This is a genomic window from Bradyrhizobium sp. SK17 (assembly GCF_002831585.1).
Taxonomy (GTDB): domain Bacteria; phylum Pseudomonadota; class Alphaproteobacteria; order Rhizobiales; family Xanthobacteraceae; genus Bradyrhizobium.
In genome coordinates this window covers 3,570,593-3,597,199 of the sequence record NZ_CP025113.1, presented here as the reverse complement: position 1 = coordinate 3,597,199, position 26,607 = coordinate 3,570,593, and the positions used below count along the sequence as shown (strand labels likewise).

Sequence of the window (26,607 nt, the reverse complement as noted above, 5' to 3'; positions counted from 1 at the left end):
CGGCTACTTGAAGAAGTGCACGAGGCCGATGCTCAAGCCGAGCAGCAGCATCAGGGACAACGTGACCGCGGCCGTCACCCGGCCGCCGACGGTCGACAGCACACGGACATCGACGCCAAGCCCGAGCGCGGCCATCGAGACCACGGTGAGGATGGCCGCCGTCTTGGTCACCGGCGCGATCGCGATGTCAGGCACCAGTTGGAACGAACGCAGCGCGGCCAGCACCAGGAAGCCGATGATGAACCAGGGCACCAGCTTGAACGGGCTGATCGACGCGGCCTTTGCGCCGGTGCTGCTCTTGCGGCGCCGCGCCACGAATAGCGACAGCGCGACCACGATCGGGCCCAGCATCAAGACCCGCACCAGCTTCACCAGCGTGCCGATCTGGGTCGAGACGATGCCGGCGGGCACGGTCGCCGCCAGCACCTGCGGCACGGCATAGACCGTGAGCCCGGCGAGGATGCCGTATTGCGTCGCCGTCAGCTTCAGCAGCGGAATCAGCAGCGGCAGGCCGAGCACCATCAGCACGCCGAGAATCGCGGTGAATGAGATCGACGAGGCGATGTCGTCGCCATCGGCCTCGATCACCGGCGCCACGGCCGCGATCGCGGAATTGCCGCAGATCGAATTGCCGCAGGCGATCAGGATCGCGAGTTTGCTCTTCAGCCCGAGCAGGCGAGCGAGGCCATAGCTCACGGCCAGCATGATGACGACGGTCGCAGCGATGGCGCCGATCAGAAGCCCGCCCGACGCCACGATCGCGGCGAAGCTGATGGAGGCCCCGAGCAGCATCACGGCGACCTCGAGCAACTGCTTGGCGCTGAAGGCGATGCCGGAGCGCCAGCGCTCGGACGGCTCCCAGGCGGTGCGCACGGCCATGCCGAGCAGGATGGCGACGACCAGGGCCTCGATATAGGGGTGGTCGAAAACCCGCTCCTCGACGGCCTGGACGCCGAGCGAGATGACGGTGACCACCCCGCAGAGCAGAATGCCCGGAATGAGCAGGAATATGCGCTTCAGCGCCCCCTGCTGCTGCCCTTGATGTTGTTCTTGTTCCGGCACGAAATCCTCTTTTCGGAGAAGATTTTATGCGCCAGACCCCACTCCTTGGCTAATATCTTTTCGGACTGCCCCGATAGAGAGAAGTTATGTCCCTCAACCTGCACCTGCTCCGCCTGTTCGCGGCGGTGGCGAAAAGCGGAAGTTTCTCCCGCGCCGCCGACCTGCTGCACATCAGCCAGCCCGCGATCTCCAAGGGCGTGCGGGATTTCGAGTTGCAGGTCGGCTGCCGGCTGCTCGACCGCACGCCGAAGGGGGTGCGGCCGACCCGGGAGGGCGCGGCGCTGGCCCGGCATGCCGAAACGCTGTTCGCGGCCGAGCGCGCCGCCGAGGACGAATTACAGGCGCTGCGCAACCTCGACAGCGGCTCGCTGCGGATCGGCGCCAGCACGACGATCGCGACCTACATGATCCCGGAATATCTCGGCGTGTTCCACCGCGCCTTTCCCGGCATCGACCTGCATGTGGTGAGCGCCAATACCAGCGACATCGCGGCGCTGATGCTGGGGCACGAGGTCGAGATCGCGCTGGTCGAGGGACCGGTCGAGGACGAGAACCTGATCAGCGAGGCCTGGCGCACCGATGTGATGGCGCTGATCGCGGCTCCGGATCACCGCTTCGCGGCGGTGCAGGGGCCGATCGACATCCGGTCGCTGAACGATGAGATCCTGATCGTGCGCGAGCCGGGTTCAGGAACCCGCGAGGTGGTCGCGCAGGCGCTCGCCGCCCACCGCGTCGAGCCGCAGCGAACCCTGGAAATCGGCAGCACCGAGGCGATCAAGCAGGCGGTGGCTGCGGGTGTCGGGGTGGCGATCGTGTCGGTTGCGACGATCGACGATCAGGTGAGGCTCGGGAAGCTCAAGGTGATCCCGATCAAAGGCGTCCATATCGAACGCACGCTGTGGCAATTGAAATCGCCCGGCCGGCTCGACGTGCCGGCGGCGGTCGCGTTCGAGGGCATCATTCGAGAGACAAAGGATACGAAGGCGAAGCCCCGCGCGTCGTCCGCTAAAGTACGGCCAACAGACCCTGCGCCCACGCCACGGCATGCTCGAAGCTGAACACGCCGGGTTCGAAATAGACCGCCCGCGCCAGAACGATGCCGACCACCAGCACCCAGAACACGCTGGTCCCCGCCGTCTTCAGCCATTTCGACACGCCCGCGTTCGCGATCGAAGGATCGACCGCGGGAACCGGCTCACCGAAGGGATCGAATGTGGATTGGCTCATCATCGTGACCATCTGGAACGTGAGGAGAATGTCGCGACGACGGGGTCGGAAGCAAGGGTAACGAAATGCCTTTTGCCCGCGTCGGTTGGAAAGGCCTTTTCCGTCGCATGGCCCGGGGAGAGTTTCCTTCTCCGGCGGCGAAAACGGCCACCTGGACCAGGAATTCTGGCGCCAAACGGCCGGCGCAGCTCCCTCAGCCGTCATTGCAAGCGAAGCGAAGCAATCCGTCGATCGGCAAACGCGGAAAGATAGATTGCATCGTCGCTATCGCTCCTCGCAATGACGGAGGCTGGCACAACAGATCTTGTCTCAACCAGCCTGCGCTCGGAAATTCTCGACAAATCGCAGCAGCACAAGCACGCCGGTGTTGGCGTCTTCCAGCGCGACATGCTCGGCCGGATTGTGGCTGACGCCGCCGCGGCAGCGCACGAAGATCATGCCGATATCGGCGACATCGACCATCGCCATGCCGTCGTGCCCTGCCCCGCTCGGCAGTTCGAACACGGCGTGCCCCTCGGCGGCGACGGCGGCCGCGAGCTGCGTCTTCAGCCAGGGCGCGCAGGGCACGCTGCGGTTCTCGTGGGTGACGTCGATCTGCAAACCGAGTTCGCGCCGCCTGGCGATCACCTCGACCTGCCGCACGATGTCGGCGACGGCGCGTTTGCGATGCATGTCGCTCTGCGAGCGGATGTCCATCGTGAACGACACCTTGCCCGGGATCACGTTGGTGGCGCCGGGCATGGCGTCGATATGGCCGACGGTGCCGACCAGGCCAGAATCGTCGCTCCTGCAAAACTGCTCGATCGCAACGATGCATTCGGCGGCGCCTGCAAGCGCATCGCGCCGCAACGGCATCGGCACGGTGCCGGCATGGCCCGCAACGCCGGTGAGGTTGGCGGCGAGCCGGGTCGCGCCTGAAATCGCGCTGACGACGCCGACCGGCAGCTCCTTCTGTTCGAGCACCGGGCCCTGCTCGATATGCAGCTCGACATAGCCGAGCAGTTCGCGGCGCGCGCGGGCCGCCTTGCCGATATGATCGGGATCGAGCCCGAAGGCGATCAGCGCATCGCGCATCGATATGCCGGCGCGATCGCGGCTGTTGAGCACGCTCTCGTCGAACGTGCCGGCCACCGCGCGGCTGCCGAGCAGGGTCGAGGCGAAGCGCACGCCCTCCTCGTCGGCGAAGCCGACGATCTCGATCGCGAACGGCAACCGCCTGCCGCGCCGGTTCAGATCGGCGACGCAGGCGATCGCGGTGATGACGCCAAGCGGGCCGTCCCATCGGCCGGCATCGCGCACGGTGTCGTAATGCGAGCCAAGCACCAGCGCCGGCAGCCCCGGCCGCTCGCCCTCATAACGGCCGCAGACATTGCCGATCGCATCGAGATGCGCGCTCATGCCGGCCTCGCGCATCCAGGACAGGATCAGATCGGCCGCCTTGCGGTGTTCGGGCGTGAGGAAGACGCGGGCCAGATGCTCTGAAGTCTCTGAGATCGCCGCGAGCTGATCGATCCGCGCCACGATCTCGGCGCCAAGGGCGGACGGCTTGTTCTCGCTCATGGTCTTTCCCATCAGTCCAACCCGGCCCCGAAGTCCGGCTGCATGGCCTCACTCGTAGCAGGCCCGATCCGATTGACCAGCCGGCAAATCACCGAACCCCAACCACGCCGGTAGCCGCCGCCGGCCGGTTACCGACTGCTTAACGCCATTGCATACAACGGCGATATATCGCCTATAAAATAGGCATATCGACATTGACCGAGCTCTGATCAACCTCACATTGCTCAGTGTTACCTTGAATATTCAGATGCTTACGGAGCCATGATCGCCAAACGTGCTCTGGCACGAAGCTTGCGACACTCCCTCAAGCGACGCCGTTATGGCGGCTGCGACAAGGACAGGCGGGCCGGACCCGCCGGAGGGAGCAGGCGATGGATTTTGGCAGGATTTCAAGACGGCACTTATTGCAGGGAAGCGCGGCGCTGGCATTCGGCAGCGCGCTCGGGGTGCGCGGCGCGGCCGCCGCCGAGACCACGGTCGGCTTCATCTATGTCGGGTCGCGCGACGACTACGGCTACAACCAGGCCCACGCCCAGGGCGCGGCGGCAGTGAAGAAGCTGCCCGGCATCAAGGTCATCGAGGAAGAGAAGGTGCCGGAGACCGACGCAGTCGAGAAGACCATCGAGTCGATGGTCAATCTCGACGGCGCCACGCTGCTGTTTCCAACCTCGTTCGGCTACTACAACCCGCATGTCGTCAAGATGGCAACCAAGTTTCCGAAGCTGCATTTCGAGCATTGCGGCGGACTGTGGACCGACAAGGACCCGAAGAACGCCGGCAGCTATTTCGGTTATATCGACGAGGCGCAATACATCTCCGGCATCGTCGCCGGCTATTCGACCAAGAGCGGCAAGCTCGGCTTCGTCGCCGCCAAGCCGATCCCGCAGGTACTGCGCAACATCAACGCGTTCACGCTCGGCGCCCGGCTCGCCAATCCGAAGGCAACCACGCAGGTGATCTTCACCGGCGACTGGTCGATGCCGGTCAAGGAGGCCGAGGCCACCAACAGCCTGATCGACCAGGGCGTCGACGTGCTGACCTGCCATGTCGACGGTCCGAAGACGATGGTCGAGAACGCCGCGCGCCGCGGGGCGATGGTGTGCGGTTATCACGTCAACCAGGCGCCGCTGGCGCCGAAGGCCTATCTCACCGGCGCCGAATGGAATTGGGAGGCGCTGTATCCGAAATTCGTCAAGATGATCGTGGCTGGAGAGACGATCCCGAACTTCTATCGCGGCGGCCTCAAGGAAGAGATCGTCAAGGTGTCGCCTTATGGCGAGATGGTCTCGGCCGAAGCGCGCAAGCATGCCGACGACGTCAAGGCCAAGTTCATGGCCGGCGATTTCACCATCTTCAAGGGCCCGATCACCGACAACAAGGGCAAGACCGTGATCGCCGGCGGCACCGACCGTGGCCAGCAGGATCCCGAACTCGAGAAGATGGACTATCTGGTCGAGGGCGTGATCGGAGCCACCGCGTGACGACCGAGGCGGCGGAATCGGTGGAGGCGGCCGGCGTTGCTCCGGCCGCCGATCCCGGCTTCCTCCAGCGCTACGGCTCGAGCATCGAATACATCCTGATCCCGGGCGCGGCGCTGGTCGGCGCGCTCGCGGTGTTCGGCGGCTTTGTCGCGCTCTACGGCAAGAACCCGCTCGATCTCTATTTCTACATGTATTACGGCGCGTTCGGCACCTGGTTCTCGTGGCAGAACACGCTGACCCGCGCCGCGCCTTTGATCCTGACCGCGCTGTGCACCGCGCTGCCGGCGCAACTCGGCATGGTGATCATCGGCGGCGAAGGCGCGCTGCTGATCGGCGCGCTGTCGGCAACCGCGGCGGCGCTGGCGCTGCAAGGCACAGCGCCGATCGTGGTGCAGATCGCGATGGTGATCGCGGGCATGATCGGCGGTGGCTTCTGGATCGCGCTGTCGGGCGGCCTGCGGCAGTATCGCGGCGTCAACGAGACGATCTCGAGCCTGCTGCTGGTCTATATCGCGCTGGCGATCCTGAACCATCTGGTCGAGGGGCCGATGCGCGATCCGGCGAGCCTCAACAAGCCGTCGACGCGCGAGATCGGCGCCGCCAACATGATCGGCAGCATCCCCGGCACCGACGTGCATTGGGGCCTGGTGTTCGGCCTCGTCGCGGCCGTCGCCGCCTACATCCTGATCTATCACACGACGTTCGGCTTCGCCGCGCGCGTCGCCGGCGGCAACATCCGCGCCGCCAAGATCGTCGGGCTTTCGGTCGGCAAGCTGATCATGACCGTCTGCTTCCTCGCCGGCAGCAGCGCCGGGCTCGCCGGCATGATCGAGGTCGCGGCCGTGCAGGGCCGCACCAACGCCAATCTCGCGGCGGGCTATGGCTTCACCGGCATTCTGGTCGCGTTCCTGGCCCGGCAGAATCCGCTGGCGATCATTCCGGTGGCGATCCTGCTCGGCGGCATCTCGGCCTCCGGCGGCCTGTTGCAGCGGCGGCTCGGCCTGCCCGATGCCTCGGTGCTGGTGCTGCAAGGCATCATCTTCGTGTTCGTGCTGGCGAGCGATGCGCTCTACGGACGGATCGGCTTCCTGAAGGGAAAGTCCTGACATGGCGGATGCATCGCTCGGGCTCTGGACCGTCCCGCTCGCCGTGTTCGGCGGCGCCATCCGCGTCTCGACACCGTTTTTGTTCGTCAGCCTCGGCGAGTGCATCACCGAGCGGAGCGGCCGCATCAATCTCGGCCTCGAAGGCACGCTGGTGATGGGCGCGATGAGCGCCTACGGCATCTCGTATCTCACGGGCTCGCCATGGCTCGGCGTGCTCGCGGCCGGTGTCACCGGCGCCCTGTTCGGCGCGCTGCACGCCGGCATCTGCTCGCTCCCCCGCGTCAACGACATCGCGGTCGGCATCGCGCTGATGCTGCTCGGCACGGGCCTCGCCTTCTTCCTCGGCAAGCCGCTGATCGAGCCGACCGCGGCACGGCTGCCGGCGATCGATTTCGGCTGGTGGAGTGACATCCCGCAGTTGCGCGCGGCGCTGCGCATCAACGTGCTGTTCCTGATCGGCGTCGCGATCGCGCCGCTGCTCTATTGGGCGTTCAGGACCACGCGCTGGGGCCTGTTGATCCGCACCGCCGGCGAGAGCGCGGATGCGGCGCGCGCGATGGGTCACTCGGTGCTGCTGATACGGTTGCGCGCCACCATGGTCGGCGGCTTCCTCGCCGGCATCGGCGGCTCGTTCCTGTCGCTGTTCTATCCCGGCAGCTGGAACGAAGGCCTCTCCTCGGGACAAGGCATCACCGCGGTGGCGCTGGTGATCTTCGCACGCTGGGACCCGATGCTGTGCCTGTGGGCCTCGCTCGCCTTTGGCGGCGCCGCAGCGCTCGGGCCCGCGCTGCAATCGGTCGGCATCACCTCCGGCTATCATCTGTTCAATGCCGCGCCCTACATCCTGACCCTCGCGATCATGATCATCACCTGCTCGCCGAAGCGCACGCTGACCGGCGCGCCCGCCGAATTGTCCATCACCCGATAGACCGCGAGATCATTCATGCCCGAGCGCTTCATCAAGTCCGAGCCCTATGCCTGGCCCTACAATGGCGATCTGCGGCCAGAGAATACGGCGCTCATCATCATCGACATGCAGACCGATTTCTGCGGCGTCGGCGGCTATGTCGACAAGATGGGCTACGACCTGTCGCTGACCCGGGCGCCGATCGAGCCGATCAAGAAGCTGCTCGCGGTGATGCGCGCGCAGGGCTTTCACGTCATCCACACCCGCGAAGGCCACCGGGCCGATTTGGCCGACCTGCCCGCCAACAAGCGCTGGCGCTCGCGGCAGATCGGCGCCGGGATCGGCGATCCCGGCCCCTGCGGCCGCATCCTGGTGCGCGGCGAACCGGGCTGGGACATCATCCCCGATCTCGCGCCGCTGCCGGGCGAGCCCATCATCGACAAGCCCGGAAAAGGCTCGTTCTGCGCCACTGATCTGGAGCTGATGCTGCGGCTGCGCGGCATCGATAACATCGTGCTGACCGGCATCACCACCGACGTCTGCGTCCACACCACGATGCGGGAGGCCAATGACCGCGGCTTCGAATGCGTGCTGGTGGAGGATTGCTGCGGCGCGACCGACAGGAGCAATCACGACCACGCGCTGAAGATGATCAAGATGCAGGGCGGCGTGTTCGGTGCGGTGACCAGATCCGCCGACCTGATCGGGGCGCTGTCGTGATCATCGGCGAACCGCCCGCACCGGCAGGCGCGTTCGGTGTCGATGCCATCGCCATGACGATGCGATTCGGCGACTTCCTTGCGCTCGACAATGTCGAGCTCAAGGTGCGCCCCGGCTCGTTCCACGCGCTGCTGGGCGAGAACGGCGCGGGCAAGAGCACGCTCGTGAAATGCATCATGGGCTATTACCACGCCACCGAAGGCGACATCATCGTCGGCGGCCGCCAGCAGAGCATCGCCAACCCCAAGAACGCGCATGCGCTCGGGCTCGGCATGGTCTACCAGCACTTTACCCTCGTGCCGGCGATGACGGTCGCCGAGAACCTGGTGCTGGCGCGCGACGACGTGCCTTCGGTGGTCGACTGGCGCAAGGAGAAGAAGGAGCTTGAAGCCTTCCTGCGCAGGATGCCGTTCAAGGTGCCGCTCGACGCAAAAGTCTCCGACATCTCCGCCGGCGAACGGCAGAAATGCGAGATCCTCAAGCAGCTCTACCTGAAGCGCCGCTTCCTGATCCTGGACGAGCCGACCTCGGTGCTGACGCCGGGCGAGGCCGACGAAGTGCTCGGCATGCTGCGCGCGATGGTGGTCGCAGGCGAGCTCACCATCCTGATGATCACGCACAAGTTCCGCGAGGTAATGGCGTTTGCCGACGAGGTGACCATTCTGCGCCGCGGCAAGCTCGCCGGCACCGGCAAGGTCTCGGAGCTGACGCCGAACGAGATGGCGCGCACCATGATCGGCGCCGAGCAACTGACGGTGCAGCCGCCGCGCACCGGCGAGACCGGCGCGCCGCGGCTCGAGCTCGACAGGCTCACCGCGCTCGACGACGCCGGCGCGATCGCGGTGCACGGCGTATCGCTGACGGTGAAGAGCGGCGAGATCGTCGGCATCGCCGGCGTGTCCGGCAACGGTCAGCGCCAGCTGGTCGAGGTGCTGGCGGGCCAGCGCGAGGCCGAGAGCGGCGTGATCCGCGTCCAGGGCGAGGCCTATGCGGCGAGCCGCGAGGAGATGCGGCGCCACAAGATGTCGCTGTTGCCGGAGGAGCCGTTGAAGAACGCCTGCGTCGGCGGCATGAGCGTTGCCGACAACATCGCATTCCGCGAATTCGACCGCGCCCCGTTCGCCCGCGGCGGCTGGTGGCTGAACGGCAAGGCGTTCAGGCGCGATGCGGAGCGCAAGATCAACCGCTACAAGATCAAGACCCGCACCCCGGAGACGCCGATCGCGGCGCTGTCTGGCGGCAATGTGCAGCGCGCGGTGCTGGCGCGCGAGCTCTCGGGCGACGTCGAGGTGCTGATCGCCGCCAACCCTTGCTTCGGGCTCGACTTCGCCGCGGTGGCGCAGATCCATGCCGAGATCATGGCCGCGCGCAACCGCGGTGCCGCGGTGCTTTTGGTCAGCGAGGATCTCGACGAGTTGCTGGAGCTGTCGGATCGCCTGGTCGTGATGTTTCACGGCGCGTTCGTGCACGAGGCCCGCGCCAGCGAGGCGGACCTCACCGAGATCGGCCGGCATATGGCAGGGCATTGAGGTTCCCCCTCACCCGGAACGCATCTGGCGATGCGTTCCGGCCTCTCCCCGCAGGCGGTAGGGCCAAAGCTCGGTGTCGTCCCGGCGTAGGCCGGGACCCATAACCACAGGGCCTTGTTGTTGAACAAGGCTGTGGCCCCAGCTCGCTTTTATCACCACGCCCTGAGGTTATGGGTCCCGGATCTGCGCTCCGCTTCGCTGCGCTTGTCCGGGACGACGAAGTTTCTTTTGCCATATGCGCTTGCCCTGCCGCAGGCGAGGCGAACTGGCCACGGGTCGCCAACGATCGCGCTAGCCGATCTCGAACGCCTGCTCGGCGAGATGCCTGAGATTGGCGTGCCAGTGCTCGGCGATCGCAAGCCGCGTCGGCACCCAGACGTGCTCGTGCTTCCCGATGTAGTCGAGGAAGCGCATCAGGGCGGCGGCACGGCCGGGGCGGCCGACGACACGGCAATGCAGGCCGACCGACATCATTTTCGGTGACGTCGCGCCCTCGGCATAGAGCACGTCGAAACTGTCTTTCAGATAGGTGTAGAACTCGTCGCCGCCGCCGAAACCTTGCGCGTTGATGAAGCGCATGTCGTTGGCATCGAGCGTATAGGGGATCACGAGATGCGGCACGGTGCCGGCAGCCTTGATCCAGTACGGCAGATCGTCGGCATAGGAATCGCAGAGATAGCGCAGGCCGCCGGCCTCCATCAGCAGCCGCAGCGTGTTGATCGAGGAGCGGCCGGTGTACCAGCCGAGCGGCCCGGCGCCGGTCGCCTCGGTATGCACGGCGATGGCGCGCGCGATCTCCGCGCGCTCCTCGTCCTCCGTCATGTCCTTGTGCTCGACCCAGCGCAGGCTGTGGCTCGCGATATCCCAGCCCGCCTCCTGCATCGCGGCGACCACATCCGGATTACGCTTCAGCGCCATCGCGACGCCGAATACGGTGGTCGGCAGTTTCCGCTCGGTGAAGATCCGCCACAGCCGCCAGAACCCGGCGCGCGAGCCGTATTCGAACATCGTCTCGATATTGGCGTGGCGTTGGCCGACCCAGGGCTGCGCGCCCAGCACGTCGGACAGAAACGCCTCCGAGGCGCGATCGCCGTGCAGGATGTTGTTCTCGCCGCCCTCCTCGAAATTGACCACGAACTGCACGGCGACGCGGGCAGCGTTGGGCCATTTCGGATCGGGAGGATTTCGCCCGTAGCCGCGGAGGTCGCGCGGATAGCGAGGCTCGCTCACGTCAGACTTCCTCGAAGCGGATCTGCTGTGCTCCCTTCCACAACACGGTCTTGCCGAACGTGGTGAGGTTCTCCAGCCCCGAGGTCAGCGTGATGAAATGATTGCCGGCGAGCTGGCCCATCTTGCTGGCGAAGTGCACGCCGCCATAGGCGAGCAGGATCTCGGTCTCGCTGATGCCGCCGGGGTAGAGGATGATCTGGCCCGGCGCCGGATAGCTGGTGTGGTTCTCGTAGGAGACACCAAAGTCGAGATCGCCGAGCGGCATCCAGACGCCCTCGCCGCTCCAGCGCACATGAATCGCCTGGCTCTCGAACGGCATCGCCTTGCGGAACGCGGCGACCGTCTTCGGCGCAAGCTGCTCCTCGAAACGGGCGTCAAAGGTGAAATCGCCGGCGCGGACAATCAGTTTGCTCATCGGACTCTCGTGGGTAGGCTGGAAGGAGTGATACCCCAACCATTGCCGCCGGCCAGCGCCGGACGCAAGGCCTGTTCCGGCCCGGAATGCCGGTTTTTGCCGCAATGACGTCGATCGCAACGCAGATTTGAGCAGGGTTGCGTTGCACCCTGCCCGTCGGTTTGCCAACCTGCGGGGAGACGCGAAGGAGACTTCGATGCCAGCCAACAGCCTGCATGGACATGTCGCAATTGTGACCGGCGGGTCGCGCGGCATCGGTGCGGCGATCGTCAAGATGCTGGCGGAAGCCGGCGCTGCCGTCGCCGTCAATTATCGCGAACGGTCGGCCGAGGCCGAGACATTGACGAAGGGCATCATTGCCGCCGGCGGCCGCGCGGTCGCAATCGCCGCCGACGTCTCGGAGGCTGCGGCCGTCGCCGGACTGGTCGAGCGCGCTAGGTCCGAACTCGGCCCGGTCGACATCCTCGTCAACAATGCCGGCATCGCCATCGTCAAGGGCGTCGACGACCTCACCGAGGAGGATTTCGACCGCACCATCACGGTCAATCTCAAATCCGCGTTTCTCTGTACACAGGCAGTGCTGCCGATGATGCGCACCCGGAAGTGGGGCCGCATCGTCAACATCTCTTCCGGCGCGGCGCGCGGCGCCGGCGCGATCGGCCCGCACTACAACGCCTCCAAGGCAGCCATGGAAGGCATGACCCGCGGCTATGCCGCGCGCCTCGTCAAGGAAGGCATCACCGTCAACGCGGTCGCGCCGTCGCTGATCGAGACCGACATGATGAAGGGACAGAGCGGGCTGGTCAGCCGAATTCCGATCGGCAGGTTCGGCACCGCCGAGGAGGTCGCGCAGGCCGTGCTGCTGCTGGTCAACAATCCCTACATGACCGGACAGACCATCGCGATGAGCGGCGGCATGGCGTTCAACTAGATCGAGCGGCGCCGATACCACGGGTCCGTCTTGTTCCCCTGCGGCACTGTCATCAAACCATGGCAGGAACTGTGCTTGGCTCCGGCAGTTATCCGCCTTGGAGCATGATCTTCTTCGGAAACCCGCTTCGCACTTTTCCGGATCATGCTGTGGCGAAACCGGATTTGGAGCCTGTCGTGATCGATCCGAAAACGCTGCTTGAACGCGCGGCTCAATTGGCCGACCAGGCCAAGGGCGAACAGAACCAGGGCATCCGCGAGCGGCTGCTGCGCATGGCGGAGCATTACCGCGACCTGGCGGCGCATGAATCCTGGGCGCACGAGAACCCGCCGTCGGTCAGCGGGATCACCAGCGTCCTCAGCACGCGCGGCGCGCATTGAACGCGGACCGCCGCGGCAAGACAAGCTACGGCGTCAGGCGACGCGAATGCGATAGCTCAGAGATTGGCGGGCACCCGGCACGATGTGCATCACGCCGGGCTTGTCGGCGAATTCGCCGTCGAACTCGGCCGGGCTGGCAAAACCGTGCCACGGCTCGATGCAGAGGAATGGCGCGCCGCCGACCTTCGACCAGATGCCGAGTTCGCGGAAGCCGCGCCAGGAAATTTCGATCTCCGGGCCCAGTGTGGCTGCTGCCGGGCCCAGTGTCGCCGCGAAGCGGATCGATGTGCTTGCAACCTGATCGAAGATCATCGCGTCGTCATCGAACAGCTCCTCGGTCAGCGCAAGCGTTCTGCCCTCGACCGGATTGGGTTCAGGCTGCCGCCGCATCAATCCATCCTTCAACCGCCGGATCGGCGCGGGTTCAGTCTTGTCGAAGGTCAGCGTGTAGGCTTCCTTCGGCAGCCCCGGCACCAGCGGCCAATTGAACGCGGGATGACCGCCGAGCGCGGCCGGCAGCATCTCGGCGCCGGTGTTGATGACCTCAAAGACGACCTCGAGATCGGGGCCATCGATGCCGTAGGTGACCTCTAACCTGAACGCGAAGGGATAGCGCGCACGGGTTTCCGCATCGTCTGACAGCGCGAGCTTGCATGACCGGGGCCCCTGCTCGATCCAGGCGAAGCGGCGGTCGCGCGCGAAGCCGTGCTGCGTCATCGGATAGGTCTTGCCGTTGTGACGGAGCGTGTCGTTCTTCAGCCGGCCGACGATCGGGAACAGGATCGGCGCATGGCGTGGCCATTGCGGGCCGGCCTGCCATAGCAGTTCCCTTCCCCCGGCATTCCTGAGCGACGACAATTCGGCGCCCTGGGCCTGGATGGTCACGGCGATTCCATCGCCGCGCAGCGTGTGACTGTCGCTCATGCCTCGCCTCGCCGGGTTCGCTGTACTGCCACACGAGATGTTCGATGCGGGCGAAGCCGTCAACCCCAAAGCGATGGGGCCGCCCACGCGGGACGGCCCCAAGTCCGGAGCCTACCCGGCGATCTTGGAGAAATCCGGCGGCCGGCGCTCGGCAAAGGCGGCAAAGGCCTCGCGCGCTTCGGCGCTCATCAATCGCTCCTGGAAGATTTCACCCTCGCGCGCCATCTGCGCGCTGATCCTGACAGGGTCGCGCATCAACGCCTTGGTGTGCTGGAGCGAGCCGAACGGCCGCTTCGCCAGCGCATCCGCCGCGGCTCGGGCCTTGGTACGAAGATCCGCAAGCGGCACCACCGCGTTGGCGAGACCGATCGAAACGGCCGTCTCGGCCTCGACCGGCTCGCCGAGCGCGAACATCGCATAGGCCCGCGCATAGCCGATCCGCTGCGGCAGCAGATAGGTCGATGCCGCCTCCGGCACCAGCGCGAGATTGACGAACGGCGTGATCAGCCGCGCGGTCGGTGCGAGGTAGACCAGGTCGCAATGCAGCAGCATGGTGGTGCCGATGCCGACCGCATTGCCCTGCACGGCGGCGACCAGCGGCCGCGGCGCCCTGGCGAGGCCGGCGAGGAAGCGGCCGACATGACGCTCGCCCTGCACGCCGCGCGACACCGCGGCGAAATCGGCGAGATCGTTGCCCGCGGTGAAGCTGTCGCCGTCACCTTGCAACAGCACGGCGCGGATCGCGGAGTCGCTCTCGGCGCGTTCGAGCGCGTCGGCCATCGCGCCGTACATCGCATTGGTAATCGCATTCTTCTTGTCCGGACGCGCCATCGTCACGGTGAGGACGCCACCGTCCAGCGCTACGACCACTTCGCTCATGCTCTCACTCCTCTTGCTTCTTGCCCGACGCGTTTTCCTGACGCGACCCTAGCTTGAAAACGCCCTAACCATCTTTGTCTTTCGGAAACTTCTCTTGCAGGCTGGCTAGCCAACGCGACACCACGTCGATCTCCGCTTCCGAGAATCCGTCCATCAGGCGGTTGTTGATCACCCTGGTCCGCGTCGCGGCGCGCTTGCCGAGCTCCTGCCCCGCCGATGTCAGATGAAGCCGCTGGCTGCGCCCATCCTCGCCGTCACGCCGGCGCTTGACGAGGCCGGCACGTTCCATCCGGTCGGCGAGCCCGGTCATCGCCGACGGCACGATGTCGAGCGCCTGCGAGACGTCGCCGATCAGCGCGCCGTCATTGCGCCCGAGAAAGAACAGCACGCCGGCCTGGGCCGACGTCAGATCATGCGCGGCCGTCTCCTGCTCGATGGCGCGCTGCACCCGGCGATAGGCCACGGTCAGCAGGAAGATCAGCCGGTGTTCCGCTTTCATGCCGTCGTTATATATTTCGCATGCGAAATATCAAGATATTTCGTATACGAAATATCTCGAATTTGACGGTCCCGACTGAGCAAGCACCGCATGTCGGCGCCGTCGCCCGGGTCGATTGCGACATTTTGATCGCGTCACCGCAGCGTCATATTGCGGCTACGCAGAAAACCCTTGATCGGCAGCGGTCAAACAGGAATTCTTCCCGCCCGGGAGCCGGGGTGTTGCGTCGCGGCTCCGGCGGCGCCGCGGGAGTGTCATGACGTCAGGGGCAAGTCCGGACCGGGAACGCGTCGTCCGCCCGAAGCGGCCACGCCATCTCAGCCAGGCCATGCGTTGTGAGACCGCATTTCGCCTGATCCTGTCCGAATGCCTGGAGGAAGTCGCGACCAATCACGAAGCCCTGAGCTCCGGCGATCCGGTGGCGCTGCACCAGACCCGTATCGGACTGACGCGGCTGAAGGCGGCGGTCGCTTTCTACGGCCCGATGGTGGCGGACAGCGAATGGACGCGATTGAAATCCGAGCTGAAATGGCTGAGCGCCCACCTCAGCGCAACGCGCGATCTCGACGTCGCGATCGAGAACAGCAAGGACCTGCCCGAAGAACGCATGCTGAAGGCCGCACGCACCGATGCGTTCGACGCGCTCAAGGAGGCGTTGCAAAGCGACCGTTACTGGCAATGGTTCGACGGCATGTGGGACTGGGTCGGCAGCGGCCCCTGGACCGCGCGGCAGAACCGCCGCGCGGCGCAGCGGCGGGCCGTGCCGGTCGCGGTGTTTCACGCGCGCCGGCTGGCGCGGTGGCATGGCAAGCTGTGTCAGAAGAGCCGCGGGCTGCAAGGCATGGGCAAGAGCAAGCGCCATCGCGTCCGGCTCGCCAGCAAGCGGCTGCGCTACGCGATCGAGTTCTCGGAAGGTGGCCTGCCTGCCGATGTCTATGCGTCGTGGCGCACTGTCCTCAGACATCTGCGCAAGGGACAGCAGCTGCTCGGCGAGCTGAACGACAACGAGGTCCGTCGCGAGTTGCTCGAGAGTGCCGATGCACTCGCGCAGCGCGCCCACGAGCGCAAGGCCAAGCACCAGCGCGTGCATGAGCGCAAGCGCAAGAGCCGGCTGCTGCGCCAGGCCGCCGCCATCTACCGGAAGATCGCCGAATGACCGCAATGCCTCGTCCCGCGCCCGCGCCAACAATCGCGGGCTTGCCTGCCGCGTACGGCGCCCGCGCTCGTCATTGTCTTCATCTCCCTCCCTGTGGTTGTCGCCATGCCTGACGGTTCCTCCACCGCACATCTCTATCGTCCCAAGCTCCTGACCACGCTGACCGAAGGCTATGGCCTCGGCGCATTCCGCCACGACGTGATGTCGGGACTGACGGTCGCGGTGGTGGCGCTGCCGCTGTCGATGGCGATCGCGGTGGCCTCGGGCGTGACGCCGGAGCGCGGGCTGTTCACGGCGATCGTCGGCGGCTTCCTGGTCTCTGCGCTCGGCGGCAGCCGCTTTCAGATCGGCGGCCCGGCCGGCGCCTTCATCGTCCTGGTCGCCGCAACCGCCGCGCAGTTCGGCGTCGAGGGCCTGCTGCTCACCGTGCTGGTGTCCGGGGTGATGCTGACGCTGATCGGCGCGTCCGGGCTCGGCGCGCTGATCCGCTACATCCCGCACCCCGTCACCGTCGGCTTCACCTGCGGAATCGCGGTCACCATCCTCGCCAGTCAGTTGCATGATCTCGGCGGGCTGACGCTGGCCGGCGCCGAACCCGGACCGTTCGTGCCGAAGCTCGCGGCGCTCGGCCATGCGCTGCCGACCCTGAACTGGTCCGCGCTCGCGATCGGGGCCGGCTCGGCGGCCGTGATCTTCGCGTTGCGCGCCTGGCGGCCGGCCTGGCCCGCGATGCTGATCGCGATCGTGATCGCATCGTTCGCGGCGCTGCTGCTGCACTTGCCGGTCGAGACCATCGGCAGCCGGTTCGGCGAAATCCCGCGCGGCCTGCCGGTGCCGCACATGCCCCAATTCTCCTGGGCGCTGCTGCTGCAAGTCCTGCCGGCATCGCTGTCCTTCACGCTGCTCGGCGGCGTCGAGAGCCTGCTCTCGGCAAAGGTCGCCGACGGCATGACCGGCCGCAAGCACCGCTCCAACATGGAGCTGGTGGCGCAGGGCATCGCCAACATCGCCTCCGCCCTGTTCGGCGGCATCAGCGTCACCGGCACGATCGCGCGCACCGCGACCAATATCCGGGCCGGCGCGCGCAGCCCGCTGTCCGGCATGATGCATTCGGCGTTCCTGCTGTCGTTCATGATGCTGGCCGCGCCGCTGGCGAGCTACATTCCGCTCTCGGCGCTGGCCGGCGTCCTCGTCGTGGTGTGCTGGTACATGGCGGAGAAGGAAGCGTTCGTGCACCTGATCACGCGCTGGCGCGGCGCCGCGGTGCTGATCCCGACCTTTGGCCTGACGGTCTTCGAGGACCTGACATCCGGCATCATCACGGGATGCGTGATCGCGGCGCTGTTGGCGGTCTTTGACCGCTGGCAGCGACGAAGCACCAACTAGCCGCTGTCGCGCAGCACCAGTTCGAAGCCGAGATCGACGCGGCGCTCGCCGCCGCGCTCCAAGGTCAAGGTCGCCGCGGTGCGGCCGATGGCGTCGCCATGCACGCTGATGGTGCTCAGCGTCGGCGAGATCAGCTGGCCCATTTCGAGATCGCCGAGCCCGATCACCGCAACCGGCTGGGTCGACGCGGGCCCGTCGCGCAGCAGGCCGGCCTTGCGCAGCCCCGCCATGAAGCCGATCGCATGCGCATCATTGGCGGCGAACACCGCGTCGACATCGGGCAACCGCGCATGCGCCGCCACGCTGCCCGAAGCGTTGCGCTCGAGGATCAATCTTCGCGGCTCGGCAAGGCCGCGTGCCATGGCCTCGTCCCTGAACCCGAGCCAGCGCCGTGTGCCGCGCGGATCGTCGCCGCCGATGAAGGCGAGTTGCCGGCGTCCTTGCGCAGCGAGATGCTTCGCGACAGCCGTGCCGGCCTTGTAATTGTCGAAGCCCGCGACCGCGTCGATCGGGTTTGCGGGCAGATCCCAGGTCTCGACGATCGGGATGCGCGCGTTGCGCAGCAGCCGACTGCCCTCCGCCGTCGCCGGCGAGCCGACCATGATGATCGCCTCCGGCCGCCGCGACAGCAGCGCCGCCAGCATGCGATCCTCGCGCTCCGCGTCATAGCGCGACTGCGCCAGGATCACCGAGAAGCCGAGCGGCTCGAGCTTGTCGGACAGGCCCTGCACCGTGTCGGCGAAGATCGAATTGGCGATGGTCGGCACCAGCACGCCGACCGAATTGGTCCGCGCGCTCGCCAGCGCCCCGGCCACCAGGTTCGGGACATAGCCGAGGTCGCGCATCGCACGCTCGACCCGCGCCCGGGTCTCGGGGGCGACCAGATCGGGCATCCGTACCACCCGGCTCACCGTGATCGAGGACACGCCGGCGCGCTTGGCCACCTCGGAAAGGGTCGGCGCGGCACCGGCCGGGCCGGTCCCGGGGTCGGTCAGTTCGGAGCTCATGGCCGCAGCCTGCACGATTCCGGGTTGCCAAGCCACGATGTTAGCGCTAGCATCGAGGCATGTTAGCGCTAACATAGAACAAAATGGGAGAAACGGCATGATTTCGGACGAGCAGGCCCAAGCCTACAAGCGCGATGGGGTGATCGTGGTCCCCGAAGTGCTCGACCAGGAGACCCTCGGCAAGGTCCGCACGGTGCTCGCGGAGTTGGTGGCCGGCGCTGGCGCGGTGACCGAGCACACCGATGTCTACGACCTCGAGCCGGGCCATACGCCGGAACAGCCGCGCGTCCGCCGCATCAAGGCGCCGCACAAGGTGCACCCGATCTTCGACGAGATCGTCCGCAGCCCGGCCGTGATCTCGATCCTGACCAGACTGATCGGCCCCGGCCTTCGCCTGCACGGCTCCAAGCTCAACATGAAGTCGGCGCAGTACGGCTCGCCGGTCGAGTGGCATCAGGACTGGGCGTTCTATCCGCACACCAATGACGACATCCTGGCGATCGGCGTGCTGCTCGACGATTGCGATATCGAGAACGGCCCGATGCTGGTGACGCCGGGTTCACACACCGGTGACACGATGTGGGATCATCATGGCGACGACGGCTGCTTCGCCGGCCTGATCGATCCGGACCAGATCCAGGACGACATCAAGCGCGCGGTGCCCTGCATGGGCAAGGCCGGCAGCATGTCGTTCCACCACGTGCGCGCGCTGCACGGCTCGGCGACCAACACCTCGAACCGGCCGCGCAACCTGCTGCTCTATGAAGTGGCGGCGAGCGACGCCTGGCCGTTGGTGGGCGTCAAGGATTTCGACGAATTCAACAGCCGCCTGCTGGCGGGCCCGCCGGTGGTGACGCCGCGGCTGACCGAGGTGCCGGTGCGGATGCCGCTGCCGCCGGCCAAACGGCAGGGATCAATCTACGAGACCCAGTCGGCGGCGAAGAAATCCTACTTCACGCGCGCTGCCTGAAGACGACGACAATGCCCGCGGCCACGCCGCGGGCATTGCTGCTTTCTCGAGCATGATCCGGAAAAGTGGGTACCGGTTTTCCGAAACGATCATGCTCAAACAAGACGTCCATAAAAAACAAGACAACGGGGAAACGAATGACCGAGATGGCAAACGGCGCCAAGAAAGCGCGCCTGCGTGTGATCCTGGCCGCAAGCATCGGCTCCGCGCTCGAGTGGTACGACTTCTTCCTCTACGGCACCGCCGCGGCGCTGGTATTCGGCGAACTGTTCTTTCCGAAGAGCGATCCGGTGGTCGGCACGTTGCTGTCGTTCCTGACCTTCGGCGTCGGCTTCGTGGTGCGGCCGTTCGGCGGCCTGCTGTTCGGCATCCTCGGCGATCGCTATGGCCGCAAGCCGGTGCTGGTCGCTACGCTGTTGATGATCGGCATCGGCACCACCGCGATCGGCTTCCTGCCGACCTATGCGCAGATTGGTGTCTGGGCGCCGGTCCTGCTGGTCGCGATGCGCGTCATCCAGGGCCTCGGCGCCGGCGCCGAATATGGCGGCGCGGTGATCTATCTGGTGGAGAACGCACCGCCCAAGCATCGCGGTTTCTGGGGCGGCTTCGCGCCGCTCGGCGTCTCCGTCGGCAATCTGCTCGCCGCCGGCGCCTTCGCGCTGGTGACGATGCTGCCGCGCGAGGATTTGATGAGCTGGGGCTGGCGCCTGCCCTTCCTGGCGAGCTTCCTGTTGATCGTGGTCGGCATCTTCGTCCGCATGCGCATCACCGAGACGCCTGTTTACACCGAGGCGGTGGTCAAGCGCGGCAAGGTCGAGAGCAATCCGGCGATGGAGGCATTGCGCCAGCACCCGCGCAACTTCTTCGTGGTGCTCGGGGCCCGGATGGCCGAGAACGGGCTCGGATATTTCTTCCCGGTGTTCGGCCTGAGCTACGTCATCACCACGCTCGGCGTACCGAAAGCGGACGCGCTCAGCGCGCTGATGCTGGCCTTCACCGTCGAGCTGTTTGCGATCCTCGGCTTCGCCGCCTTGTCGGACCGGATCGGACGGCGTCCGGTCTACATGTTCGGCGCGCTGGCCGGCGTGGCGCTCGCCTTCCCCTTCTTCTGGATGGTTGGTACCAAGCAGTGGATCATGATCGCGCTCGCCTTCATCCTGGCGCGCGCCGTGGTGACGGCGGCGATGTTCGGGCCGCAGGCGGCGTATTTCGCCGAACTATTCCCGCCGCAACGCCGCTTCGCCGGCTTCGCCTTCGCGCGTGAGCTCGGCTCGCTGCTGTCGGGCGGCCCGGCGCCGTTCGTCGCCACCGCGCTGGTGGCGGCTTATGGCACCTGGTGGCCGGTCGCCTGCTACGCGATGTTCCTGTCGGCCTGCACGGTGATCGCGATCTGGATCGGGCCGGAGACCTATCAGGAGAACATCGCCGCCGATGCGAGCGATCAGGCCGAACTGCCCGCGGCGATTCCGGCGCGGGCCTGATCGGTGGCGCAGCAACTGCGTGTGTTGCAGTCGCTCTGGGCGATGGAGCGGCGGCTGGCCGACGAGGACGAATGGCCGCTGCAAACCCAGCTCGCGATGATCCGCGATGCCGGGTTTGACGGCGCCGGCGTCCGCTTCATCGATCCGGCCTTCGCACGCGAGGTGACGGGCTTCCTGCGCGCGCATGGCATGATCTGGCAGGCGCAGTGCTACCCGAAGGGCGTCGACGACCTGAAACCGGTGCTCGAGCTGGTCGCCAAGCTCGGCGCCGATCACGTCAATTTGCAACCGGACGTCCGGCCGCGCCGGCTGGCGAATTGCATTCCCCTGCTCGAAGGCTGGCGGCGGCTCGGCACGGAGGCCGGCGTCGCCGTACATGTCGAGACCCATCGCGACCGCATGACGACCGATCTGTTCTTCATGCTCGACTTGCTCGACTGCTTTCCCGATCTCCGGCTGACCGCCGATCTCTCGCATTATCTGGTCGGCCGCGAATTCGCCTGGCCGGTCGACGACGCCAACCATGCGATGATCCATCGCATCCTCGACCGCGCGTGGGGCATCCACGGCCGCATCGCGAGCCGCGAGCAGGTGCAGATCTCGTCCGGCTTTCCTCAGCACGCTGGCTGGGTGTCGTTGTTCATGGACTGGTGGGACTACGGCATCCGTTCCTGGCGCAAGCGCGCCGGGCCCGATGCGACCCTGACCTTCCTGTGCGAGCTCGGCCCGCCGCCCTATGCCATCACCGGTCCCGACGGCCGCGAATTGTCCGACCGCTGGCAGGACGCGCTCGCCATGAAGGACATGATCCGCACGCTGTGGGAGCGCATCGCGAGCGAACCACAAGGCCCGCTGCGGCGTTGATTTGAGCAGGCCGCGGCGGCATCCTGCGGCAGCGACAATTCGGAACGCCGCGAGGACCCGTGCGCAACCGCTGGGCATATCTGCCTCGACGCCCTGCCTGCGTCGTCGTCGCGGCGATCGCCGCCTTCGTCGGCACGAAGGCGGTTGCGGCAGAACTGGCGCTCGACGTTGCCGCCATGCCGCGCGTCGCGACAATCGAGCCACGCTTCCAGTCCTACAACATCGAGATGGTCGAGGTGACGGGCGGACAGTTCTGGACGCCGTACTCAGCCATCAATACAGAGGTCGCGGCAACCGAAGAGCGGTTCGCGGTGCGGGCGCCGATCGACTTGCGCGACAACAGGCTGCGCACGCTCGCCGCGGCCCTCGGACCCGTCTATCTGCGCGTGAGCGGCACCTGGGCCAACAGCACGTTCTTTGCGGATTCCGGAACACCTCCTGTCGCACCGCCGCACGGCTTCAAGGGCGTCCTGACGCGGCAGCGATGGCGCGACGTCATCGACTTTGCGCGCGCCGCCGACGCGGCCCTCGTTACGTCCTTTGCGATCAGCGCCGGCACGCGAGACCCGTCCGGGCAATGGAGCCCCGAACAGGCCCGACATCTTCTCGCCTTCACGCGATCGGCAGGCGGCCGGATCGCCGCAGCCGAATTCATGAACGAGCCAGATCTGCCGGCGATCGGCGGCGCTCCGGACGGCTACGATGCCGCGGCCTACGGCCGGGACTTTGCCGCGTTCGTTGCATTCATGAAGCAGACAGCGCCCGACATCACGATCCTCGGACCAGGCACGATCGGCACCGGCGCCGCGGCTCAGGCACTTTTCGCCACGTCGGCGGCGGGTATCGACGCGGTCTCCTATCATCACTACGGCGCGCTTTCGGCCCGCTGCGGCGGCGACCGCACGGCGGAGCAGGCGTTATCGGACGAATGGCTGGCGCGTACCGGCAAGACGCTCGCTGCCTACCAGGCGCTGCGCGATCGGCTTGCGCCGGGCAAGCCGATCTGGCTGACCGAGACCGCAGAGAGCGCATGCGGCGGCAACCGCTGGGCGGCAACCTACGCTGATACGTTCCGCTACCTCGATCAACTCGGGCGGCTCGCCAAGGCCGGCGTCCAGGTGGTGATGCACAACACGCTCGCTGCGAGCGATTATGGGCTGCTCGACGAACGAACCCATTTGCCGCGACCGAACTACTGGGCCGCGCTGCTGTGGCGACGCTTGATGGGAACCAGCGTGCTCGATGCCGGCGTCCCCGAGCAATCCGGCTTCCATGTCTATGCGCACTGCGCGCGCGACATGCCCGATGGGGTAGCCTTGCTTGTCATCAACAATGATCGGCGACAAAATCACGAGCTGGCGCTGCCAGTCGCCTCGCAACGCTACACGTTGGCGGGCACAACGCCTGGAGACCGCACCATTCGGCTCAACGGCGAGACGCTCGCCCTTGACGCTTCCGACCGGATTCCGGCACTGATAGGAGACGCCACCGCTGCCGGGACGATCGCCTTCGCACCGGCGACGATCACCTTCCTGACCATCGCCAATGCAGGCAACAGCAATTGCCCGTGACGCTCAAGCCTATGCCGCGTCGCGGCTGTCCTCGGAGGAGGTGGCCGCGCGCACCAGATGGCCAAGCATGATCGCGGTCATCAATCGCTCCATCTCGAGCCATGCCGTGACATGCGACATGGTCGGGCGGCCGCCGAGCGCGAGCTGGTTGACATCGTCGACCGCCGTCAGTCCGCGCGGATAGAATTCACGGAAGATCACGCGTTCGGCCAGGCCGTCGACCAGACGGAAGTTCAGCGTCTTCGATAGCTCGCTGAGCGCTTCGCCAACCATCCGCTTGTTGCGCGAACCGATCGTCGAGAGACGGTTGCGCAACACCACCCATTCGAACGCCGGCTGGTCGCTCGCGCTGCGCTGCCGCCGCGCCTCCTCCACCATCTTCGAATAGTGGCTGATGCCGGTCACCTTGAAGTCGTTCGGATCGACGGTGCCGAGTACGTCGAAGTCGACGAAGCTGTCGTTCAGCGGCGTAATCAGCGTATTCGCCAGCGAATGCGTGAACGTCGTCAGATAGGTGTCGTGACCGGGACAGTCGATGACGACGAAGTCATGCGACCGGCTCAGCCGTTCGACGATCTCGGCAAGCGCGCTGCGGCCGAGCGTCTCGACCTCGCTGCTCCTGCCGCTCACCGTCTCGAAGCACATATGCGCCGGAATGCCGAGATCGAGCGACGTCTCTCGCGCCCACTTCCGCCGGTTATCGACGTAATGCGTCAACGACTTCTGCTTGGTGTCGAGATCGATGGTAGCGACACGCTGACCCGCCTTGATCAGCGCGATGGCGACGTGCATGGCAATTGTCGATTTGCCAGAGCCGCCCTTGTTGTTTCCGACAACAATGGCTCGTGCGTTTGTCATGGGATTCCATACCGGACGCTTGAGTGAGAGCAGGACGAAATAACATTAAGGGAATGCCTCGAATCTCCCTGATTCGACGAATCTCGACAAGAGTCGCCGCGACATTGTCGTGATTTAAATTCGATCGGTTGCGACGTCATTCTCGCAACCACAACCTCTCAGGGCACATATCATGAACGCAACTGGCGTCCGGGATTAACGCCCCTGGAACACGGCGGCGCGGCGTTCCACGAAGGACTTGATGCCCTCGGCCGCATCCGATGTGTTGAGCACGCGCTCGCGGATCTCGGGAATGATCGCAATCGCCGCCTGCTCGCCGGCCTCGATGAACTTGCGGCCCGCCTCTTTCGTCACCTGGATGCCAAGTGGCGCATTGCGTGCGATGATCCCCGCGAGCGCCATCGCGCGTTCGATCTGCTGACCGGCCGGCACGACTTCCTGCACCAGGCCGATCCGATGGGCCTCGGCCGCGGAGAACTCGTCGCACAGCAGCAGGTGATACATCGCATCGCCCCAACCGGCGCGGCTGATGTAGCGGAAATGCGCGCCGGCGAGTGGCGCGATGCCGCGCTTGGCTTCCATCTGGCAGAACCGGCTGTCATCCGCGGCGACGACGATGTCGCCGGCCAGCATCATCTCGATGCCGACGGTGAACACGATGCCCTGCACCGCGGTGACGATCGGCTTGCGGCACCGCTTCGACAATCCGAACGGATCGACGTTGCCTTCCGGCAGCGGCTTGCGGCTCGCCGTCGGGCCGAAGAATTTCGGCATGTCGAGCCCCGCGGTGAAACTGCCGCCGGCGGCGCAGAGCACGCCGACCCAGAGGCCCTCGTCATTGTCGAGCAGCGTCAGCGCGTCGGACAGTTCGGCCATCATCTCCGGGCTGAAGGCGTTTTTCTTCGCGGGATTGTCGATGATGATCTTCAGGATGTGATCGTGCCGCTCGTGGCGGACCCGACCCTCGCTCGCGCTGCCGGACATCTGCTTCTCCCTGTTTCGTGACTGACATTATTTCTGGATGATACTTGTCATCCAGATACATGATGGTCATAATCCAGATCGAGAGTCAAACAGGGACGATGCGAGATGGGCCATTCCCAGGCCGACAAGGCCAGGAGCCGCGAGCGGATTTTGAACGAGGCGGCGACGCAGATCCGCGACAAGGGGCTCGATGCGCTCAGCATCGGCAATCTGATGCAGCAGGTGAAGCTGACCCATGGCGGCTTCTACGGGCACTTCGCCTCGCGCTCGGACCTGATCGCCGCGGCACTGGAACAGGCGCTGACCGCAGGCGAAGCGTCCGCGCATGCAGCGCGCGATCCCGACAAGCCGGTCAGCATCAACGCGCTGGTGCGCAGCTATCTCAGCCGCACCCACCGCGACTCGCCCAAATCGGGTTGCGCGATCGGCGCGCTGATCTCGGATGTCGGCCGTGCCGACGAACAGTGCCGCGCGGTGATGGAGCCGCATATCGAGGCCTTCATCGCCAGGGTCGCCGAAACGCTCGGTGACGATGACGATGCCCAGGCGATCGTGGCGGTGAGCGCGATGGTCGGCGCGCTTGCGATCTCGCGGGTCCTCACCGACCAAAAGCGGTCCGACGCCGTTCTGCGCACGGTGCGCGACGGCATCGTGGCGATGGCATCGGACGAATGAATTTCCCGCGACGCGGGCAGCTTGAATGGAGTGAGCCATGAACGACCGATCCTCCCTCGCGTCGACCGCCGTGCAGGGCAGCGTGCTGATCGCCGGCGTCGGCGCATCCAACGGCCTTGGCGCGGCGATCGCGCGCCGCTTTGCCGCCGGCGGCTATCCCGTCGCGATCGCCGGGCGCAATGCCGAGAAGCTCGCCGCGACCGCTGCCGAACTCGCAGCCGATGGCGCCAGGGTCACGCATGTGGTTGGCGATGCCTCCACCGCGCCCGACGTCGCGCGCTTCGTCGAGGCGGCACAAGAGCTCGCGCCGCTCGCGATGGCCGTGCACAATGCGGGCTCCAACCGGCCCGCACCGTTTCTCAAGGTCAGCGAGCAGCGCTTCGAGGAGCACTGGCGCGAACATGCGCTTGGCGGCTTCCAGCTCGCGCAGGCCGCGATTCCCGCTCTGCTCGCGCGCGGCGGCGGCACGCTGGTGTTCACCGGCGCCAGCGGCTCGCTGCGCGGCAAAGCCAATTATTCGCCATTCGCCGCCGCCAAGGCCGCGCTGCGCGCGATGGCGCAGAGCGTGGCACGCGAGTTCGGTCCGCAGGGCATCCATGTCGGCCATGTCGTGGTCGATGGCGGCATCGAGGGCGATCGCCTGCTGAGCTTGCGCCCGCAGCTGAAGGACGACCGCGGCCCGGATGGACTGCTCAACATCGCCGCGATTGCCGATGCCTATTGGGTGCTGCATCACCAGCATCGCAGCGCCTGGACGCTGGAGCTCGATCTGCGGCCCTGGGCGGAGCAGTTCTGAGCGCCTGCC

General features: G+C 66.2%; 26 protein-coding genes and 1 pseudogene. 16 read left to right on the top strand and 11 right to left on the bottom strand.

From position 1 onward, the window contains the following. Positions 1-3: 3 nt before the first annotated feature. Positions 4-1,062, bottom strand: coding sequence for a YeiH family protein (locus CWS35_RS16655; protein WP_024580747.1), 1,059 nt, complete (start codon positions 1,060-1,062; stop codon positions 4-6). 86 nt (positions 1,063-1,148) lie between these two features. Here CWS35_RS16655 and CWS35_RS16650 point away from each other — a divergent pair, with 86 nt between their 5' ends. Then, a complete protein-coding gene (locus tag CWS35_RS16650) occupies positions 1,149-2,120 on the top strand; it encodes a LysR family transcriptional regulator (RefSeq protein WP_100952568.1) in 972 nt (323 codons plus the stop codon). Here CWS35_RS16650 and CWS35_RS16645 read toward each other — a convergent pair. Beyond that, positions 2,068-2,292 (bottom strand): hypothetical protein, encoded by a 225-nt coding sequence (locus CWS35_RS16645; protein WP_245439000.1) that lies wholly within the window; start codon positions 2,290-2,292, stop codon positions 2,068-2,070. The two genes, CWS35_RS16650 and CWS35_RS16645, sit on opposite strands and share 53 nt — an antisense overlap. A 306-nt stretch (positions 2,293-2,598) precedes the next feature. Further along, entirely contained in the window at positions 2,599-3,849 is a 1,251-nt protein-coding gene (locus CWS35_RS16640; protein WP_168226340.1) for an allantoate amidohydrolase, read from the bottom strand. Between the two features lie 371 nt (positions 3,850-4,220). Here CWS35_RS16640 and CWS35_RS16635 point away from each other — a divergent pair, with 371 nt between their 5' ends. From CWS35_RS16635 to CWS35_RS16615, 5 genes are read left to right on the top strand one after another with little or no spacing between them, the layout of a single operon-like run. Beyond that, on the top strand, positions 4,221-5,330 hold the full coding sequence (locus CWS35_RS16635; protein WP_100952565.1) for a BMP family ABC transporter substrate-binding protein: 1,110 nt from the start codon (positions 4,221-4,223) through the stop codon (positions 5,328-5,330). Then, positions 5,327-6,436, top strand: a complete 1,110-nt coding sequence (locus CWS35_RS16630) for an ABC transporter permease (RefSeq protein WP_100952564.1) — start codon at positions 5,327-5,329, stop codon at positions 6,434-6,436. The genes CWS35_RS16635 and CWS35_RS16630 overlap by 4 nt, the downstream gene beginning before the upstream one ends. A gap of 1 nt (position 6,437) precedes the next feature. Further along, positions 6,438-7,364 carry an ABC transporter permease gene (locus CWS35_RS16625; protein WP_100952563.1) on the top strand — a complete coding sequence of 309 codons (927 nt, stop codon included), beginning with the start codon at positions 6,438-6,440 and terminating at the stop codon, positions 7,362-7,364. Between the two features lie 15 nt (positions 7,365-7,379). Continuing rightward, positions 7,380-8,063, top strand: coding sequence for a cysteine hydrolase family protein (locus CWS35_RS16620; RefSeq protein WP_100952562.1), 684 nt, complete (start codon positions 7,380-7,382; stop codon positions 8,061-8,063). After that, entirely contained in the window at positions 8,060-9,592 is a 1,533-nt protein-coding gene (locus CWS35_RS16615; RefSeq protein WP_024580739.1) for an ABC transporter ATP-binding protein, read from the top strand. Before CWS35_RS16620 ends, CWS35_RS16615 begins: the two co-directional genes overlap by 4 nt. Before the next feature lie 291 nt (positions 9,593-9,883). Here CWS35_RS16615 and puuE read toward each other — a convergent pair whose 3' ends face one another. Next, positions 9,884-10,822, bottom strand: coding sequence for an allantoinase PuuE (puuE, locus tag CWS35_RS16610; protein WP_100952561.1), 939 nt, complete (start codon positions 10,820-10,822; stop codon positions 9,884-9,886). Position 10,823: 1 nt separating this feature from the next. Continuing rightward, positions 10,824-11,237 carry a DUF3830 family protein gene (locus CWS35_RS16605; RefSeq protein ID WP_024580737.1) on the bottom strand — a complete coding sequence of 138 codons (414 nt, stop codon included), beginning with the start codon at positions 11,235-11,237 and terminating at the stop codon, positions 10,824-10,826. Between the two features lie 196 nt (positions 11,238-11,433). Between CWS35_RS16605 and CWS35_RS16600 the strand changes: the two genes are divergently transcribed. Then, on the top strand, positions 11,434-12,168 hold the full coding sequence (locus CWS35_RS16600) for an SDR family NAD(P)-dependent oxidoreductase (RefSeq protein WP_024580736.1): 735 nt from the start codon (positions 11,434-11,436) through the stop codon (positions 12,166-12,168). Between the two features lie 104 nt (positions 12,169-12,272). Next, positions 12,273-12,548, top strand: a complete 276-nt coding sequence (locus CWS35_RS16595) for a hypothetical protein (RefSeq protein WP_244442184.1) — start codon at positions 12,273-12,275, stop codon at positions 12,546-12,548. 33 nt (positions 12,549-12,581) lie between these two features. Here the strand turns inward: CWS35_RS16595 and CWS35_RS16590 are convergent, their stop codons facing one another. The 3 genes from CWS35_RS16590 to CWS35_RS16580 all read right to left on the bottom strand — a co-directional run bounded on the left by CWS35_RS16590 (position 12,582) and on the right by CWS35_RS16580 (position 14,850). Then, the gene (locus tag CWS35_RS16590) at positions 12,582-13,472 is read right to left on the bottom strand and encodes an aldose 1-epimerase family protein (protein WP_100952560.1); all 891 of its coding nucleotides are present in this window, start codon (positions 13,470-13,472) and stop codon (positions 12,582-12,584) included. Positions 13,473-13,583: 111 nt separating this feature from the next. Next, entirely contained in the window at positions 13,584-14,351 is a 768-nt protein-coding gene (locus CWS35_RS16585; protein WP_100952559.1) for an enoyl-CoA hydratase-related protein, read from the bottom strand. A gap of 64 nt (positions 14,352-14,415) precedes the next feature. After that, positions 14,416-14,850, bottom strand: coding sequence for a MarR family winged helix-turn-helix transcriptional regulator (locus CWS35_RS16580; protein ID WP_024580732.1), 435 nt, complete (start codon positions 14,848-14,850; stop codon positions 14,416-14,418). Between the two features lie 256 nt (positions 14,851-15,106). Between CWS35_RS16580 and CWS35_RS16575 the strand changes: the two genes are divergently transcribed. Continuing rightward, entirely contained in the window at positions 15,107-16,006 is a 900-nt protein-coding gene (locus CWS35_RS16575; protein ID WP_245438999.1) for a CHAD domain-containing protein, read from the top strand. Between the two features lie 105 nt (positions 16,007-16,111). After that, positions 16,112-17,359 (top strand): annotated as a pseudogene (locus CWS35_RS16570) (SulP family inorganic anion transporter); the annotation flags it as partial. 29 nt (positions 17,360-17,388) lie between these two features. Here the strand turns inward: CWS35_RS16570 and CWS35_RS16565 are convergent. After that, positions 17,389-18,399, bottom strand: coding sequence for a LacI family DNA-binding transcriptional regulator (locus CWS35_RS16565; RefSeq protein WP_168226339.1), 1,011 nt, complete (start codon positions 18,397-18,399; stop codon positions 17,389-17,391). A gap of 97 nt (positions 18,400-18,496) precedes the next feature. On the opposite strand from CWS35_RS16565, the gene CWS35_RS16560 reads away from it, so the two are divergent. The 4 genes from CWS35_RS16560 (at position 18,497) to CWS35_RS16545 (ending at position 23,285) form a co-directional block, all read left to right on the top strand. Continuing rightward, positions 18,497-19,369: a phytanoyl-CoA dioxygenase family protein gene (locus CWS35_RS16560; RefSeq protein WP_100952556.1), complete on the top strand. Its 873-nt coding sequence runs from the start codon at positions 18,497-18,499 to the stop codon at positions 19,367-19,369. A gap of 137 nt (positions 19,370-19,506) precedes the next feature. Further along, positions 19,507-20,850, top strand: a complete 1,344-nt coding sequence (locus tag CWS35_RS16555; protein WP_024580727.1) for an MFS transporter — start codon at positions 19,507-19,509, stop codon at positions 20,848-20,850. A 3-nt stretch (positions 20,851-20,853) separates the two neighbouring features. Next, on the top strand, positions 20,854-21,714 hold the full coding sequence (locus tag CWS35_RS16550) for a sugar phosphate isomerase/epimerase (protein ID WP_100952555.1): 861 nt from the start codon (positions 20,854-20,856) through the stop codon (positions 21,712-21,714). A 59-nt stretch (positions 21,715-21,773) separates the two neighbouring features. Then, complete coding sequence (locus tag CWS35_RS16545) at positions 21,774-23,285, top strand: hypothetical protein (protein WP_245438998.1); 1,512 nt, start codon at positions 21,774-21,776, stop codon at positions 23,283-23,285. A 9-nt stretch (positions 23,286-23,294) separates the two neighbouring features. On the opposite strand, the gene CWS35_RS16540 is transcribed toward CWS35_RS16545, so the two are convergent. Together CWS35_RS16540 and CWS35_RS16535 are read right to left on the bottom strand one after the other, a co-directional pair. Beyond that, positions 23,295-24,143: a division plane positioning ATPase MipZ gene (locus CWS35_RS16540; RefSeq protein ID WP_100952554.1), complete on the bottom strand. Its 849-nt coding sequence runs from the start codon at positions 24,141-24,143 to the stop codon at positions 23,295-23,297. Between the two features lie 195 nt (positions 24,144-24,338). Beyond that, on the bottom strand, positions 24,339-25,127 hold the full coding sequence (locus tag CWS35_RS16535; protein WP_024580723.1) for a crotonase/enoyl-CoA hydratase family protein: 789 nt from the start codon (positions 25,125-25,127) through the stop codon (positions 24,339-24,341). Positions 25,128-25,232: 105 nt separating this feature from the next. Between CWS35_RS16535 and CWS35_RS16530 the strand changes: the two genes are divergently transcribed. Together CWS35_RS16530 and CWS35_RS16525 are read left to right on the top strand one after the other, a co-directional pair. Then, complete coding sequence (locus CWS35_RS16530; RefSeq protein WP_100952553.1) at positions 25,233-25,802, top strand: TetR/AcrR family transcriptional regulator; 570 nt, start codon at positions 25,233-25,235, stop codon at positions 25,800-25,802. Between the two features lie 37 nt (positions 25,803-25,839). Beyond that, a complete protein-coding gene (locus CWS35_RS16525) occupies positions 25,840-26,598 on the top strand; it encodes an SDR family NAD(P)-dependent oxidoreductase (protein ID WP_024580721.1) in 759 nt (252 codons plus the stop codon). Positions 26,599-26,607 lie beyond the last annotated feature (9 nt).